Raw genomic sequence first — 15,776 nt, 5'->3', positions numbered from 1 at the left:
TAAGAACAAGATCAAATTCATCAGGAGTATAACTTTATTTTATTTCTTAGCCTTATAACCTAGCTCTTTTAGTAAGTTCTGATTGTCTCTCCACTCTTTTCTAACTTTAACCCATATCTTTAAATTAACCTTGCATCTTAGAAATTTCTCTAATTCGTATCTTGAATTTTCTCCAATTCTTTTAAGTGTTTGCCCATTTTTACCTATTATTATACCTTTATGCGAATCCTTTTCGCATATTAAATCCACTTCTATATGATATGTTCCTATATCATTTTGTTTCATTTGAATTATATCTACAGCTATACCGTGAGGAACTTCATCCCTTAATGTCCTTAGTGCTTTTTCTCTGATTATTTCAGATACAACAAACTTTTCTTGTACATCCGTAATCATATCATCTGGATAATACTTTGGCCCTTCTGGCATTGCCTTTTTCATAAGCTCTACCAATCTATCAACATTTTTACCCTTAATTGCAGATATCGGTATTATTTCTGCAAATTCAAATTCTTTAGAATACATTTCTAAACTTTTAGCTACTCTGTCCTGAGTGCTTTCATCAACCTTATTTAACACTAAAAATATTGGGCATTTTTTTCCTTTTAGAGTTTCTAATATGAATTTATCTCCTCTACCAATCTCCTCATCTGGATTGGTTAAGAATAATACTAAATCTACATCTTTAGTTGATTCCTTTGCCGAATTAACCATGTATTCACCTAATTTATGTTTAGGTTTATGTATACCAGGTGTATCAACGAATACCATCTGATAATCATCACCTGTCAATATTGTTTGAATATTATTTCTTGTAGTTTGTGGTTTATTTGAAACTATTGATAACTTTTCTCCCATTATGTAATTTAACAAAGTTGATTTACCTACATTAGGTCTTCCAACTATTGTAACAAATCCTGATCTAAACATTTTTTCCTCCTCAAAAATAAGCTTCATTTTTATAGAAGCTTAACTAATTTAACTAATGTTATACTACTTTACAAATAGTATACTCTATTTATAAGTTAATTGACAATGTACTCAATCTAATTAACTACCATAATTTAATAATTATTTATATTCACTATTAAATTATGGCAACCTAGTTTTTTGTTAATTATTATTTAAACTTACTTTTCTTTAATATATTCTCCTGTAAATAAAAATTTTATTACCACGAGTTTAGCTAAAGTCTAAATAAAGTGAAAATAAATAATGTTAATAAAACCCCAAATATCGCTCCGACAATTACTTCTAGAATACTATGAACCTCTGAGTCCACTCTACTTTGCGCTGTTATGAATGCTAGTAAAAAACTTAGAAGAATGCAGATTGGTTCTTCTGTAATTAATGATATTGCTGTTGCAATGGAAAATCCTAAAGCGCTATGTCCACTAGGCATTCCCCCTTTTAAAGGAGTTCCTTCACCAAATATAGCCTTTGCTATGATTGTTACAATGCAAACTATTATTAATACGATCAGCATTGTATACGGCTCTGAATTTTTAACTCTGTTGATTAAAGTGAAAGAAAACTTAGTTAACTTTTCCCAAAATACAATATAACCAACAAGCAATGCATTTATGGCCGTAATAAGTACAGCTCCTGCTGCTGCATTTTTGGCTATCTTAGCCAGCGGGTGATAATAATTAGTTGTCATATCAATTGTTGCTTCTATAGCGGTATTCACGAGTTCTGCTGCAATTACCATGGCTATTGTAACTGCTAAAATTAAAAACTCATATTTTGTTACATCAAAGAAAAAGCTTGAAATTAATACTATTAACGCAACAATTAAATGTATCTTCATATTTCTTTCTGTTCTTACTGTGTCGATGATACCTGTTATCGCATTATTAAAACTTTCTAGTGTTTTTTTCATCTTCATTGCTAACCCCTACTTTACTCTTTTAAGTATATTTAATAATTTATAATGCCTCTTTACTTACAACATAATCTTAACCCATCTAATTAAAACTCATGTAGTGCAATCTAAAAATTTTCACCTATTATATAAGAAAGTAAGCTCTACTTATTCAAACTGTTAAGTAGAACTTACCAACATATTACGTAACTAAAAGACAAACAATAGTATTCACCATCTATACTAATAATTATGTGAAATACAATATTTTTATCTAGGTATATTGAGTTTATTTAGAATTTCTTCTTCCCTGCTTCTCATAACCTTTTTTTCATCATCCTCCATATGGTCATACCCTAATAAGTGCAGTATCGAATGCACTACCAAGTATGATGCTTCTCTTTCAAAGGAATGATTAAATTCCTTGCTTTGTTCTAGGGCCTTTTCTAAAGATAGTACTACATCTCCAAGCACAAGTTCATCTCCATCAAAATCACTTTGGGAAAATTTATAATCTTTGTACATTTCTTTAAAGACTTTTTGTTCCTCATATTCAAGCATAGGAAAAGATAACACATCTGTTTCTTTATTAATCCTTCTAGTATCATTATTAATTTGTTTAATCTCATCATTATCAACAAATACTAAAGAAATCTCGCATTCAATATTTACTTCTTCCTCTTTTAATGTAAATTCAATTACTTTTTTTAATTGGTCTACCAAACTATCTTTTACCTCTAGTTTTTCTTGTCTATTATCTACATAAATCATTTTTATTGCTCCTTAGTTTCAACTTCATTGTTTTCATCGCTTAAATCTTTGATTTTTTCTTGAGGATATTCTATTCTTTGATGATAAATTCCATTTAATGCAGTCAAGAAGCAGGTTCTAATTTTTTCTATATCCTTCAATGTTAAATTACAGTTATTTAATTGTCCTGATGATAATTTATCATCCATTATGCAATTGACCATATCATTAATTTTCTCTTTACTAGGATTCTTTATTGACCTTACAGCAGCCTCAACACTATCTGCAAGCATAACTATCCCTGCTTCTTTTGTACTAGGTATAGGACCTTCATACATGTAATCTTCTTCTTTTATATCATCTGGATTTTCAGCACTATTTTTCATAGTGTAATAAAAATATTTAACTAACGTCTTTCCATGATGTTCTTCAATAATATCTTGTATTACCTTTGGTAAATTATGTTTTTTAGCTAATTCAAGACCATCCTTTACATGAGATTTTATTATCATCGTACTTAAATTAGCCGGTATGTTTTTATGAGGATTATCTCCTCCCATCTGATTTTCTCCAAAGAAATATGGTCTTTCTGTTTTACCAATATCATGATAGTAAGATCCTACTCTAGTAATTACAGAATTTGCCCCAACTTCTTCTGCAGCCATTTCAGCGAGATTCGCTACAAGCATACTATGATGATATGTTCCAGGAGCCTCCATTAAAAGTCTCTTTAAAAGTGGATTATTGGGATTTGATAATTCTAATAACTTTAAAGTTGTGACTTCATTAAATACTCCCTCTAAAAATGGTAGTATCCCCAAAGCAAGGATTCCTGATAGAAGTCCTCCTATAATTGTAAGTCCACCTTTTATTAAAATGTCCATAAAATTGCTTGATATTAACATCCCAGTTGACAGTGAAAAAATCGCCCCTGCTGCTGCAACATATAATGTTGAATACAACAATTCGTTCCTTTGCTGTATTTTTTTTAATAAAGTCGATCCAATTATAGAACTTACTATACCCAATATTATTATTTGAACATCAAACCCATTTAACGCACTTATAAGAATTATATTTAAAGCGCTCATAACAAATGATATCTTGTAATTCAATAATAATGTGAGCATCATAGGAGCACATGCAAAGGGAATCAAAAATGGTGATGCAATTCCTATTGTTCTACCAAATACTAAAGAAATAAGATTTATAAAACTAATCAATACTAGTTTTTTAGTATTTCTATACATTTCACCGTAATTTATTTTAATGTAAATATATTGGAGAAATAATATTATAGCTAGAAAAACTGCAAGTGCAATATATACATATAAATTTACAGAAGCATTTTCACTATCTAGCATACCTAGGTCTGATAAAATATCTATTTGATCCTTTGTAACTGGTTCCCCTTCTTTTACAATTGTTTGATTTTGTTTTATTACAACCTTAGAAATACTTTTCTGAGCTTCTTGTATTTTTTCATCTGTCTTTTCTTGATCAAAGAAAACATTAGGATTAATTTGACTTTGAATTATCTGTTTTAATACATTAGATAATTCTAATTCTAAACTTAAAGCATCTATCTTGTCAGCCACAATATTTCTTGCTTCTTTAATTGCTGTCTCATCATTTTCATTTATATTTTTTTCATATGCCGAATCAACGACAGCTAACATTTTTATTTGTAAATCACTTAAGTTATCCTTATGTATATTTACTAATACTTTATATTGATCTTCAGTTAATTTAAATACTGTCAACTTCTTTAGTTCAGTTATTTTATCACTTTCTTTTGCTGGAGCCGTTGCATTCGAATCATTACTAATAGAAACAAGTTTATCAAACAAAACTTTAATATTATCTTCAGATTGTTTTTTTATTTCCGGCTTTAAGGTATACTGTTTACCTACCTTTTCGAGTGATTGCTCTTCCTTTTCCTTAGTTGCTTTTTCATCTATAATATCTCTTGGTGCCTTTATGTCTACTCTAGGTATATCTCCTTCTTTTAGGTTATATTGCTTTGGAGTTATTGCCGTAACAAGCAATATATAACCTATAATAAATACAAGTGTGAATAATATAATTCTTTGAATCCTATTATCCTTCCTTTTATTATTTTTCTTCATCATATTCATGCTATTCACCTTTTCATCTTCTAATAGAGTAATTAGGCCTAAAAATAAAGTTTAAAATTGTCTTATGATATGTTCCTTGCTATATCTTGTTCTACTGTAAATATCGCCTTAACCAATATCTTTCCATTACCAATATCATCTACTGTAACCTTTTTATCTATAATTTTAGCGTCATTACTAAGTGTCTTTTTTAGTGAATCTTCTAATTTTTGAGTTGATTCTTTTACTGTAATATCCTTATCTAAGTTTACTGGTTTTCCTTTCTTCTCAAAATATGTTACCTTATTAAAAAATCCACCATCTTCTTCTATTTTATCATAATTAGTAAATTCATTTATAGCCTTTTTTAAGTAAATTTTTTTTCCGTAAAAACTCAAGTAAATATCGCTGCTTTTTTCTCCTGTTCTTTCTAGTTTATCTCCACTTATCTGAACTTCCATAAACTTTTCATAAAAAGTGTTAGCTATAACCGTACCACTTGGCTTTACTTCTATTTGGAATCCTTCTCTTCCTTGAATAGGAAGGATTAAATTATCACCTTTTTTTACTATGTCACCTGGTACTACTGCCGGATTTCCTGAATTAGTGTATATTCTTTTTACTTCTCCATCCATTTTAGCAATAACTTGATTAAATAATGTTTTTTCTGTTGAGGGTGGATTTACCTTTTCTTTTATTACTAATTTTAAAGTTGATCCTTCAACCCTAATTCTAATCCACATTATTTGATCATTTAAATTTTCCATCTTCTTTTCCAAATCATATACATTTATTTGAGATTTGTCTATGCCAGGTTTAATTCCAATTGATGTAAGCTGTTGTCTAATTTCAAAAGGGCTTAGATTTCTTTGGGTTTGTATATCTATAGCCCATATATAATTTGAAAGTCCATATATAACTACAAAAAATAGTATTACCCCTACCAGTAATGAAATCCTACTTTTCATTTTAGATAGCAGAACTACTAATCCTTTCTTCCTAACAATTCTTACTTTTCCCTTATGTTTTTTAATTAACATTTCAGTTTCTTTATAATCTTTATAATATATCGTAAATCTAAGCGTGGTTAAATTAACGCGGATAATATTACATGTATAAATTTCATTATTCCAAAGTATGTTTAATATTTTTTCTGGCATTAAAGCATTAACTTCTATGGTTATTTGTCCTGATTTTAAACTATCGAACATCTCTTTTACCTCTCATATGAAATACCTTTAAAGATTCCACTTATAGTAATGCTTGTCTCAGCAATAAAAAGTATTTCAAACTCTTCCCCATGTATTATAATCCCACCAATTCTGGAATTTATCTTAACCATATTAGTTTCAAAAAACATAATGCCTCTATGATTCTCAATTGTTATTTCTCTATTTCCTACAACTATTATCTTGGGTAAGTCTAATGAAATATCACTTGGAAAATCTAATTTATTTAGAATTTTCTCTTTTCCCTTTTGAATTTTATCCTCCATAATTTCCTCCTACATAAACTTCTTCATTGTAATTTATGATGGTTTTGGAAATTTAATACACAAATTCTTTTCTTAAATTTATAATAATTTTAAGGCATATAAAAATAAATAATAAAAGAACTCAAGGCTTTCTTGAGTTCTTTTATTATTTATTATTTAAATATTCTTTAACAATTTGACTTACAAGTTTACCATCAGCTTTTCCTACTACTTTAGGTTTAACGGCTGACATAACTTTTCCCATATCCTTAATGCTATTTGCACCCACTTCTTCAGCTGATTCTTTTACTATTTGTTTTATCTCTTCTTCACCTAACTGCTGAGGAAGGTATCTTAACAAAATTTCTATTTCAGCTTTATGCTGATCTACTAAATCTTGTCTATTTCCTTTTTCAAATTCAAGCACAGCTTCTCTTCTTTGCTTGATTTCTTTAGCTAATATACTTATAACTTCGTCATCTTCAAGCTTTCTATTATCAGTTTTTTCAACAAATAATATAGCAGACTTAGCCGTACTAATTACGTTAGCTGTGAATTTATCTTTTGTCTTTAAAGCAGCTTTCCAATCATCTTGTAATTTATCTTTAATTGTTGGCATAATTGTACCTTCTTTCAAAAGAAAATATCACTATTTAAACTTTCTCTTTCTTGCAGCTTCTGATTTTTTCTTTTTCTTAACGCTTGGCTTTTCGTAATGTTCTCTCTTCCTAACTTCTGAAAGAACCCCAGCTCTAGCACATTTTCTCTTAAATCTTTTTAACGCACTTTCAAGTGTTTCATTTTCTCCAACTTTAATTTCTGACATTTACTATCCCTCCCTCCGCTAGCTTAAATTAACTCAGCTATGGGCTTAATAACACATGCTATATTATACAATATTCAAATAAACAATGTCAAGAAATTAAGAAAAAATCTCCATGTTTTTTACCCCATTTTTCCTCTAATTTCTTAGCCTGGTGGCCAATGTAAACATCTTCCCCCGAGCACATGAAAATGAATATGTTTTACCGTCTGTCCGCCATCTTCTCCACAGTTATTTACAATCCTATATCCCTTATCAGATATATTAAGTTCCACTGCTAATTTATTAATAATCTTAAATATGTGTGAAACAATATCAGCATTATTATCATTCAAATCATTTGCACTTGCAATATGATCTTTTGGTATTACCAAAAAATGAACTGGAGCTTCCGGATTTATATCATAGAAAGCATACACTTTATCATCTTCATATATTTTTTTACTAGGGATTTCCCCCTTTACAATCTTGCAAAATATACAATCATCCATAAATTCACCTCCTTTAAGTGAGACTCCAAATTTTATATTTGGTTAGTCGAACTTACTCAGCGAGCGAACGCGAGTCGAGTTTCCTTTGAAAAAGTCCAAATTTTATATTTGGTTTCCCGAACTTAGTTAAATCGCACAAGTGATTTAACTTCCTTTTGCTTTTTTACATTTCGTTATTCGAACTTAGTCAAATCGCACATGCGATTTAACTTCCTTTTGAATTCTTGCATTTGGTTAGCAGAACTTTCCCTGTGGGCATTTTACATTTCTCTATAATAATTTCAATCTTATACGTAAATCTCAATTTATTTTCTTAACTTACATTATACCAAAATTATATAATTTTTCCAACAACATAATCTCCATTTGCTTCCTCAATTTTACATGGAATTATCTTACCTATCATATGTTCATTACCCGACTGAATTTCAACTTTCACATAATTTCTTGTATACCCTTCAAATACACCTAATTTATTCGGAACTTCTTGCTCAACTAATACATCTAACTCTCTTCCAACTAAAGATTCGCTAAAATCCCCTTCATTCTTTGCATTTAGTTCAATTAAAGCCTTACTTCTCTTATCTTTTATAGTTCCATCTATTTGATTAGGCATATCCGCTGCTTTCGTCCCTTTTCTTGGACTAAATTTGAATACATGTGTTTTAGTTAACTTAATTCTCTTTAAGTATTCATAAGTTTCATTAAATTCTTCATCAGTTTCACCTGGGAAACCTACAATTACATCGGTAGTTATTGAAGCATCTTTAAGATTTTCTCTTATTCTATTAACTGCATCCTCATATTCTTTAGCGGTATATCTTCTATTCATTCTTTTTAAAGTTGAATCGCAGCCGCTTTGAAGTGATAAATGGAACTGTGGGCATAGTTTTTTCATGTTCTTCATTTTTTCTATGACTTCATCAGTAAAGAAACTTGGCTCAATTGATCCTATTCTTACTCTTTCTATACCACCCATCTTCTCTATTTCTTCTAATAAAGTTATTAAAGTTACATTTCCATCTAAGTCAACTCCATAGGATGCTGTATGTATTCCTGATAATATTATTTCCTTAAATCCATGCTCACTTAACTTCTTTATTTCCTCTAGTACTTTTTGAGGATCTTTTGAGCAAGTTGTTCCTCTAGTATAAGGTATCAAACAATATGCACAAAATCTATTGCAACCATCCTGTATCTTCAAGAACGCTCTTGTTTTATCTTGGTACTCTTCTATATTTAGCTCTTCAAACTGTTTATTCTTTAGAACTTCTCCAACCATTAACTGAGGTTTTTGTTCATCCTTAGCCTTATTCACATAATAAACAATATCACCTTTATTTCTAGTTCCAAGAACTACATCTACGCCTTCTATTTTAGAAACTTCCTCTGGTGAAACTTGCGAATAGCATCCAACCGCTGCAATTATTGCATTTTCATTTCTTCTTCTCGCCTTGCTTATTATTTGCCTTGATTTCTTATCACTCATATTGGTTACTGAACATGTATTTATAACATAAACATCTGCAAAGTTTTCAAAATCCGTAACTTCATATCCTTCTCTTATGAATTTTTCAGCCATTGCTTCTGTCTCGTAATGATTTACTCTACATCCTAATGTTGCAAAAGCTACAAGACTTTTTCCTTCTGAACTTTTTTTAAATTGTTTATTGGGTATTTTTTTTAGTTCAGACTTATTATTAACTCTAACTATTTTTTTTTGGTTTTCTCCCATTATAATAGTCTTCCTCCTAAATCTCCTAATTCATACTGAATTAACGATGTAGCCGTAAATCCAGCTGTTTCTGTACGTAATATTCTACTTCCAAGAGTAACAATATGAGCTCCTTGTTCTCTTAGAGTGTTAATTTCAGACTCTTCAAATCCGCCTTCTGGTCCTATAATTATTCCAACATTTATTATATTATTTGAATCTATATTTTCTTTATCAAGCTGCTTAAATAGAGTTTTTATTCCAAAGTTATCAGCATTTTCATATGGTACTATAATTAAATCCATATTCTTTAATTGAGTCAAAGCTTCATCAAACTCAATTACTTCTTTAACTTGTGGAATAATACTTCTTTTTGATTGTTTGCAAGCTTCTAGTGCAATCCTATTTAATCTATCAAGCTTTTTAAACTCACCCTTAAGTTTTACATCTACTCTTGCAGTGATTGTAGGTATAAATTCAAATACGCCAAGCTCTGTTCCCTTTTGAACTATTAAATCCATCTTTTGACCTTTAGGTAATCCCTGGTAAAGATGTACTTTAACTTTACTTTCATTATCTATATCTAATTTTTTAATTATGTTAACTATAACTTCACTCTTAGTTATAGTTTTTATTTCTCCTAAGTATTCCTTACCTTCACAATTATTTATTACTACTTCTTCTCCTTCAGATAATCTTAAAACTTTGTAAATATGTTTTACATCATCTCCAAGTATCTTTCCTTCAGTTTCCGTAACATTTTGAGGCTCAATAAAAAACTTATGCATACAAACTCCTAACTAATAGCCTTAGCCACTATGCAGTTCCATTCTCCATCTTTGTTTATTTCAATAACTTCAAAACCGCACTCTGCAAATTTTTCTTTAACCATATCCACTCTATCATGAATTATGCCTGATGTAATAAATAAACCGCCTTCATTTAATGCTTTCTTTACATCTTCTGTTAATATACAAATAATTTCTGCTATTATATTAGCTACTACAATATCAGCTTTTCCATCAACTACATCTAAAAGATTTCCTTCTAATACTTCAATATTATTCAAATTATTAAAGCCTATATTTTCTTTAGAAGAATCAACAGCAACAGGATCTAGGTCAACACCAACGACATGTTTGGCTCCAAGCTTCGCTGCTGCTATCGCAAGTATTCCCGACCCACATCCTACGTCAAACACTGTTGTATCAGGCTTTACATACTTATCTAAAGCTTGAATACACATTCTTGTAGTTTCATGAGTTCCAGTTCCAAATGCCATTCCTGGATCCAACTCTATAATTAGTTCCTCATCATTTTTTTCATAGTCTTCCCAAATTGGTTTAACAACAATCTTATCTGTTATTTTAACTGGTTTATAATATTGCTTCCAATTATTAGCCCAGTCCTCTTCGTGCATCTTTTTAGCTTCAACTGTACCTTCACCAATATCTATTCCAAACTCTTTAATTTCTGAAAGTTTTTCCTTAACATATTCAACAATCTCTTCAACCTTATCATCTTGAGAAAAATAAGCTTTAACTACAGCTGCATTTCCTTTATGTTCTAAGATATTTATATCTGCAAAATCCCAAGTTAATGGTCCTTGATCTCTTGAAAGCAAATCCTCAGGATCTTCAATTGCAACATTAGGACAATTTAATCCATAAAATATTCCTGATATGGGCTCTAAAGCCTCACTCTTTGTTATTACACTAACCTCTATCCATATTCCGTCCATATTTATCATCCTTCCTTAATTCAGTTAATAGTTTGCAATTCACCTTTAGTATTATGCTTATATTACATGTCTGTAACCCGCATAATAACTATAAATATTTACATATTTATCTTTTTATATAGTTAACTTTTTACATAGATTTCTATTTAAATACCTACATATATATCTAGTTAAATTTATATATATATGTTCTAATAAATTCTATTCATTCATATTAACCTGTATTTTTAACTAGTGAAAATAAGTTTTTTTCAAGTTATGAATTTTATTAATTAGAACTTATATATTTTAAAATATCAAAATTCTTAAATTCTTAAATTCTTAAATTCTTAAATTCTTAAATTCTTAAATTCTTAAATTCTTAAATTCTTAAATTCTTAAATTCTTAAATTCTTAAATTCTTAAATTCTTAAATTCTTAAATTCTTAAATTCTTAAATTCTTAAATTCTTAAATTCTTAAATTCTTAAATTCTTAAATTCTTAAATTCTTAAATTCTTAAATTCTTAAATTCTTAAATTCTTAAATTCTTAAATTCTGGTCATTATAAATCTAATTGTCTTTCATGGCAATCAAAAATTTTGTTTTTATCCCCTGTTTCGTAAACATTCTCTCATGTTCAGTTTCTACATTACCTTTAAAATCACTCTTATGTAGGTCATATGTTATATATGTAATTTTAAACCCAGCTTCTTTAAAATATTCAAGGGATTCTTCAAACAATTCATCATCGTCTGTTTTAAAATAAATTTCACCATCACTCTTTAAAAATATCTTATATTGTTCAAGCTGTCTTGTATGTGTTAGTCTTCTCTTTTTATGCTTTTCCTTTGGCCAAGGATTACAAAAATTTATGTATATTCTACTTATAACGTCTTCTTCACCTAAAATTTCACTAATAAGCCCTATCTCTTGAGCCATCAGCTTTACATTATCGACAGACCTATTTTGTTCTTCATAGGCTTTCTCAATATTCCTTTTCGCTAGTCCTAGGACCTCGTCTTTTATATCTATTGCAATATAATTATTGTCTGGATTTTGAGAACTATGTACTGCCATAAAAGTTCCCTTTCCACATCCAAGTTCTAAATATATTGGTTTAGTATTCCCAAAAAGTTCTTTCCATTTTCCTTTATATTCTTTTGGATTTACAACGAAAAAATTACAACCTTCAAGTTCAGGTCTTGCCCATGGTTTTTTTCTCATTCTCATGTTAGTTCACTCCATATTTCATCATTCATAATAATTATACATATAAAAAATTATATTGCAATTTTTTCACACAATAAAGGTATTGCGAAGAACTTAAAGTGAAGCAATGACCAACCGAAATAGAATACATATATGTTCCACTAGCTTATTTTTCAATGCCTGCTCCACATATATGTATTCTATTTCTTTGTTTTACTATCACTTTAAATCTTTTACCAATATCTAGCCTAGGAAAACGAAATATACATTTTATCAAAATTTACAAATATAGCTCATTAAAAGTATTGCCACCATAAAAATATCAAAATACTTGCATTAATATATTCTTAGTTTAAACTTACTACTAAACAAAGAACGGGAATATATGTTTTTACGGAGTGTTCATAAGAAGATTTTGCTGGCTGTTATTCTAGATTATAAGTTGTTCCAAATGTGCTTGTTCAAAAGCGTAGTCTTTGAAGCAAGCACTTTGGATGCAACTTATAATCTTAGAATAACCCAGCAAAATCTTCTAGGAACCGGAGTAAACACATATATTCCCGTTCGGTTGTTTGGCAGTAAACTTAAAATATCCTCATACTTCAAGTATTTTCACATTTAGTTTGTTCATTGCTTCGCTTTATATATAGTTATACGTTATTGCCTATTTTTTATACTTATCTACTATTTGTAACAATTCATCTTCGTTGTTTTGTACAAATTCATAGAAATCTACATTTTTATTTTCTATATATAATGATAACTCATATAAAAATTGTGGTATTTCGCTAGCAAGTAAATCTCCGTAGATTTTTCCAAGTCTTGCATTTCCAGTTTCAAATGATCCATTAATATGCAATTCAAATACATCTTGAACAGCATCGCCGACTTTTTTACGTTTACCAGTCAAACCCACTCCAACAATTTCATGTACTGCACAAGAATTTCCACATCCTGATATATGGATTCTTGGAAGTATATCTTTATTGTAGCCTTTATCTGCAAAGTAATTAATTATATCATTAAGCATTTTTTGACTCTCTAAAATTCCAACTTGGCATATTGGCACTCCAATACATGATACACTTTGCGCTAAAGCTGTTTCTCCTCCAATGTTTTGTGTTATATCTAGAAGTTCTTTAGCTTCATCACCATTTAAATTTCTAAAATATAACCCTTCTGTCATTGTAAGTCTTATTTCTAAGTCTTTTACTGCTTTTAATTTATCTAAAATTTTTCTTAATGTCTTAACTGAAACTTGCCCACCAATTGGATGGAAATATACGCTGTATAATCCTTTTTGTTTTTGTGAATATAATCTTGAATGTGTTAATTCTATTTCTTTACCTTCTTTAGTAATTTCCTTAGATTCTACAAATAAATCTAACTCGTTATTATCTAGTACATCTTTCAAATGTTCTTTATAAGTTTCTATAAATTTCTCTTTACCCATTCTTTCTAATATATATCTTATACGAGCTTTATTTCTATCTTCATAGTTACCTTCTTTTATGAATAGATTTGTCATAGCCTCTACATGATATAATACTTCACTTGGTTTTATAAGCTCATCATATTCGGCTGCAATTTGAGGATTTCTTCCAATTCCGCCTCCCACAAAAACTCTAAAATATTTTTCATTATCCTTTACGGTTGCTAAAAATCCTAAATCCGCAACATTACAGTGACCATGATCTGAGTCGCTGCTTGAGAAAGATACTTTAAACTTTCTTGGAAATTTATATGATGTTATTTTGCTTAAAAAATGATTATTTACAGCTAATGCATATGGAGTTACATCAAATGCCTCATCTTTATCTACTCCTGATAATGGTGACATAGCTACATTTCTCGGGAAATTTCCGCCTCCCCCTCTAGAATATATATCATTATCTATACCGTCTTTCATTATTCCGCAAACCTGATCTATCGTTAAGTTATGATATTGCACTGCTTCTCTTGTAGTTAGGTGAAATCCATCTAACTCATATTTTTCTGCTATATCACATAACCAGTTCATATTATCAAAACTACTAATTCCAGAAGGAATTCTAAGTCTTATCATAAATTCTTTTTTACTACGTTCTGAGTATACTCCCATTCCTCCAGAAACCTTTTTAAAATCCATAATAGATACTTCACCAGATAAAAATTTATTTCCTAATTCTCTAAACTCTTCTATTTCAATTAACAATTTTTCTTTTAAATCTTTCACTTGTTCTCCTCCTAAATATAATTTATTTCTATATATTATACCCCATATTTTCAATCAAGACTATAGCTATAGGTTTTGTCGGTGAAATTTCATTCATTTTTAACACATATCTTTCTAAAAATATGAAAAGAAACTATTTAAATAATGCTTAACTCTTGCGATTACTTAAATAGTTTCAATAAAATTTTTATTTGTTTTTACCAAATAGTTTTTTCTTAGGAGTAGGAGCATTGGCTTCATCAAATTCTTCGCCTGATAATCTCATGAATTCATATAAAGCTTCTTTTTGTTCCTTACTTAAAGTCTTAGGAATATCAACAATAACTTTTACGTATTGATCTCCCTTTCCGCTGGAATTAACTCTTTGTATTCCTTTGCCTTTTAACCTAAACATCGTTCCTGATTGAGTGCCTGGTGGAACAGTGTACTTAACATTTCCATCTACTGTAGCTACAGTTATTTCTGTACCCAATGCAGCTTTAGCCATAGAAACATTAGCATCAATATACACATCATTTCCTTTTCTTGTGAAGACTTTTGATGGAGCAACATTAATTCTTACATATAAGTCTCCAGGACTTCCACCTCTTAATCCATGCTCTCCTTGTCCTCTAAGCGGCATGACATTTCCTGTATCTACCCCTGCAGGTATGTTAACTTTTATTTTTCTTGTTTTTCTAACATTACCTTTTCCTCTACACTCTGAACATGGCTTTTCAATAATTTTACCAGTACCTCTACAAGTATCACAAGTAGAAGTTGAAACAAAGCTTCCAAGAGGAGTTTGTCTTTGTACTCTTACTTGACCTGATCCACCACAAGTTGGACAAGTCTTCGCATTAGTTCCAGGTTCTGCTCCACTTCCATGACAATGTTCACAATTCTCACTTCTAGTAACAGAAATTTCTTTCTCTACTCCAAAAACGGCTTCTTCAAAAGTTAATGTTATTGTATACTCAATGTCATTTCCTCTTACTGGACCATTTCTTCTTTTAGAACTTGATCCTCCGCCTCCGAAGAATGATTCAAAAATATCTCCAAAGCCGCCCATATCAAATCCGTCAAAGCCTCCAAAGCCGCCTCCTCCGAAGCCGCCACTACCATCAAAGGCAGCTGACCCAAACTGATCATATCTAGCTTTTTTTTCTGGATCTGAAAGTACTTGATAAGCTTCATTTATCTCTTTAAACTTTTCTTCTGCCTCAGTATTTCCTTGATTTCTATCCGGATGATATTTTACAGCTAATTTTCTAAAGGCTCTTTTTATTTCATCATCACTTGCACCTTTTTGAACGCCAAGCAATTCATAATAGTCTTTATTTGCCATTCGTTTAAATTCACCACCTAGTTTTATTTACTGTAGAAAAGGGAAGACGAGCTTGCCTTCCCTATCCTAT

15 protein-coding genes are annotated in these 15,776 nt (G+C 29.9%); all 15 read right to left on the bottom strand.

Features of this window, described 5'->3' with window-relative positions; genetic code table 11:
• Positions 1 to 39: 39 nt before the first annotated feature.
• Positions 40 to 930, bottom strand: coding sequence for a GTPase Era (era, locus tag D2A34_RS05715; RefSeq protein WP_119365998.1), 891 nt, complete (start codon positions 928 to 930; stop codon positions 40 to 42).
• Between the two features lie 256 nt (positions 931 to 1,186).
• The gene (locus D2A34_RS05710; RefSeq protein WP_079440803.1) at positions 1,187 to 1,888 is read right to left on the bottom strand and encodes a diacylglycerol kinase; all 702 of its coding nucleotides are present in this window, start codon (positions 1,886 to 1,888) and stop codon (positions 1,187 to 1,189) included.
• 246 nt (positions 1,889 to 2,134) lie between these two features.
• Entirely contained in the window at positions 2,135 to 2,635 is a 501-nt protein-coding gene (gene ybeY / locus D2A34_RS05705; protein ID WP_119365997.1) for an rRNA maturation RNase YbeY, read from the bottom strand.
• Between the two features lie 2 nt (positions 2,636 to 2,637).
• Positions 2,638 to 4,743 (bottom strand): HD family phosphohydrolase, encoded by a 2,106-nt coding sequence (locus D2A34_RS05700; protein ID WP_169896818.1) that lies wholly within the window; start codon positions 4,741 to 4,743, stop codon positions 2,638 to 2,640.
• Between the two features lie 71 nt (positions 4,744 to 4,814).
• On the bottom strand, positions 4,815 to 5,942 hold the full coding sequence (yqfD, locus tag D2A34_RS05695; RefSeq protein ID WP_079440806.1) for a sporulation protein YqfD: 1,128 nt from the start codon (positions 5,940 to 5,942) through the stop codon (positions 4,815 to 4,817).
• A 5-nt stretch (positions 5,943 to 5,947) separates the two neighbouring features.
• Positions 5,948 to 6,226, bottom strand: a complete 279-nt coding sequence (gene yqfC / locus D2A34_RS05690; protein ID WP_079440807.1) for a sporulation protein YqfC — start codon at positions 6,224 to 6,226, stop codon at positions 5,948 to 5,950.
• A gap of 145 nt (positions 6,227 to 6,371) precedes the next feature.
• Positions 6,372 to 6,824: a GatB/YqeY domain-containing protein gene (locus tag D2A34_RS05685; RefSeq protein ID WP_079440808.1), complete on the bottom strand. Its 453-nt coding sequence runs from the start codon at positions 6,822 to 6,824 to the stop codon at positions 6,372 to 6,374.
• A gap of 30 nt (positions 6,825 to 6,854) precedes the next feature.
• Positions 6,855 to 7,031, bottom strand: a complete 177-nt coding sequence (gene rpsU, locus D2A34_RS05680; protein WP_079440809.1) for a 30S ribosomal protein S21 — start codon at positions 7,029 to 7,031, stop codon at positions 6,855 to 6,857.
• Between the two features lie 143 nt (positions 7,032 to 7,174).
• A complete protein-coding gene (locus D2A34_RS05675; RefSeq protein WP_079440810.1) occupies positions 7,175 to 7,519 on the bottom strand; it encodes a histidine triad nucleotide-binding protein in 345 nt (114 codons plus the stop codon).
• A 334-nt stretch (positions 7,520 to 7,853) separates the two neighbouring features.
• Complete coding sequence (gene mtaB / locus D2A34_RS05670; RefSeq protein ID WP_079440811.1) at positions 7,854 to 9,254, bottom strand: tRNA (N(6)-L-threonylcarbamoyladenosine(37)-C(2))-methylthiotransferase MtaB; 1,401 nt, start codon at positions 9,252 to 9,254, stop codon at positions 7,854 to 7,856.
• On the bottom strand, positions 9,254 to 10,021 hold the full coding sequence (locus D2A34_RS05665; protein WP_119365996.1) for a 16S rRNA (uracil(1498)-N(3))-methyltransferase: 768 nt from the start codon (positions 10,019 to 10,021) through the stop codon (positions 9,254 to 9,256). The genes mtaB and D2A34_RS05665 overlap by 1 nt, the downstream gene beginning before the upstream one ends.
• 8 nt (positions 10,022 to 10,029) lie before the next feature.
• Positions 10,030 to 10,974 (bottom strand): 50S ribosomal protein L11 methyltransferase, encoded by a 945-nt coding sequence (gene prmA, locus D2A34_RS05660; RefSeq protein WP_079440813.1) that lies wholly within the window; start codon positions 10,972 to 10,974, stop codon positions 10,030 to 10,032.
• Between the two features lie 551 nt (positions 10,975 to 11,525).
• Positions 11,526 to 12,185 (bottom strand): tRNA (guanosine(46)-N7)-methyltransferase TrmB, encoded by a 660-nt coding sequence (trmB, locus tag D2A34_RS05655; RefSeq protein ID WP_119365995.1) that lies wholly within the window; start codon positions 12,183 to 12,185, stop codon positions 11,526 to 11,528.
• A gap of 643 nt (positions 12,186 to 12,828) precedes the next feature.
• Entirely contained in the window at positions 12,829 to 14,379 is a 1,551-nt protein-coding gene (locus tag D2A34_RS05650; protein ID WP_119365994.1) for a nitrite/sulfite reductase, read from the bottom strand.
• A gap of 187 nt (positions 14,380 to 14,566) precedes the next feature.
• On the bottom strand, positions 14,567 to 15,706 hold the full coding sequence (gene dnaJ / locus D2A34_RS05645) for a molecular chaperone DnaJ (protein ID WP_079439267.1): 1,140 nt from the start codon (positions 15,704 to 15,706) through the stop codon (positions 14,567 to 14,569).
• Positions 15,707 to 15,776 lie beyond the last annotated feature (70 nt).

Origin of the sequence: Clostridium chromiireducens, assembly GCF_003575225.1 — a bacterium.
Taxonomy (GTDB): domain Bacteria; phylum Bacillota; class Clostridia; order Clostridiales; family Clostridiaceae; genus Clostridium; species Clostridium chromiireducens.
The sequence above is the reverse complement of the archived record's forward strand: the minus strand, read 5'-3'. Positions and strand labels throughout refer to the sequence as shown.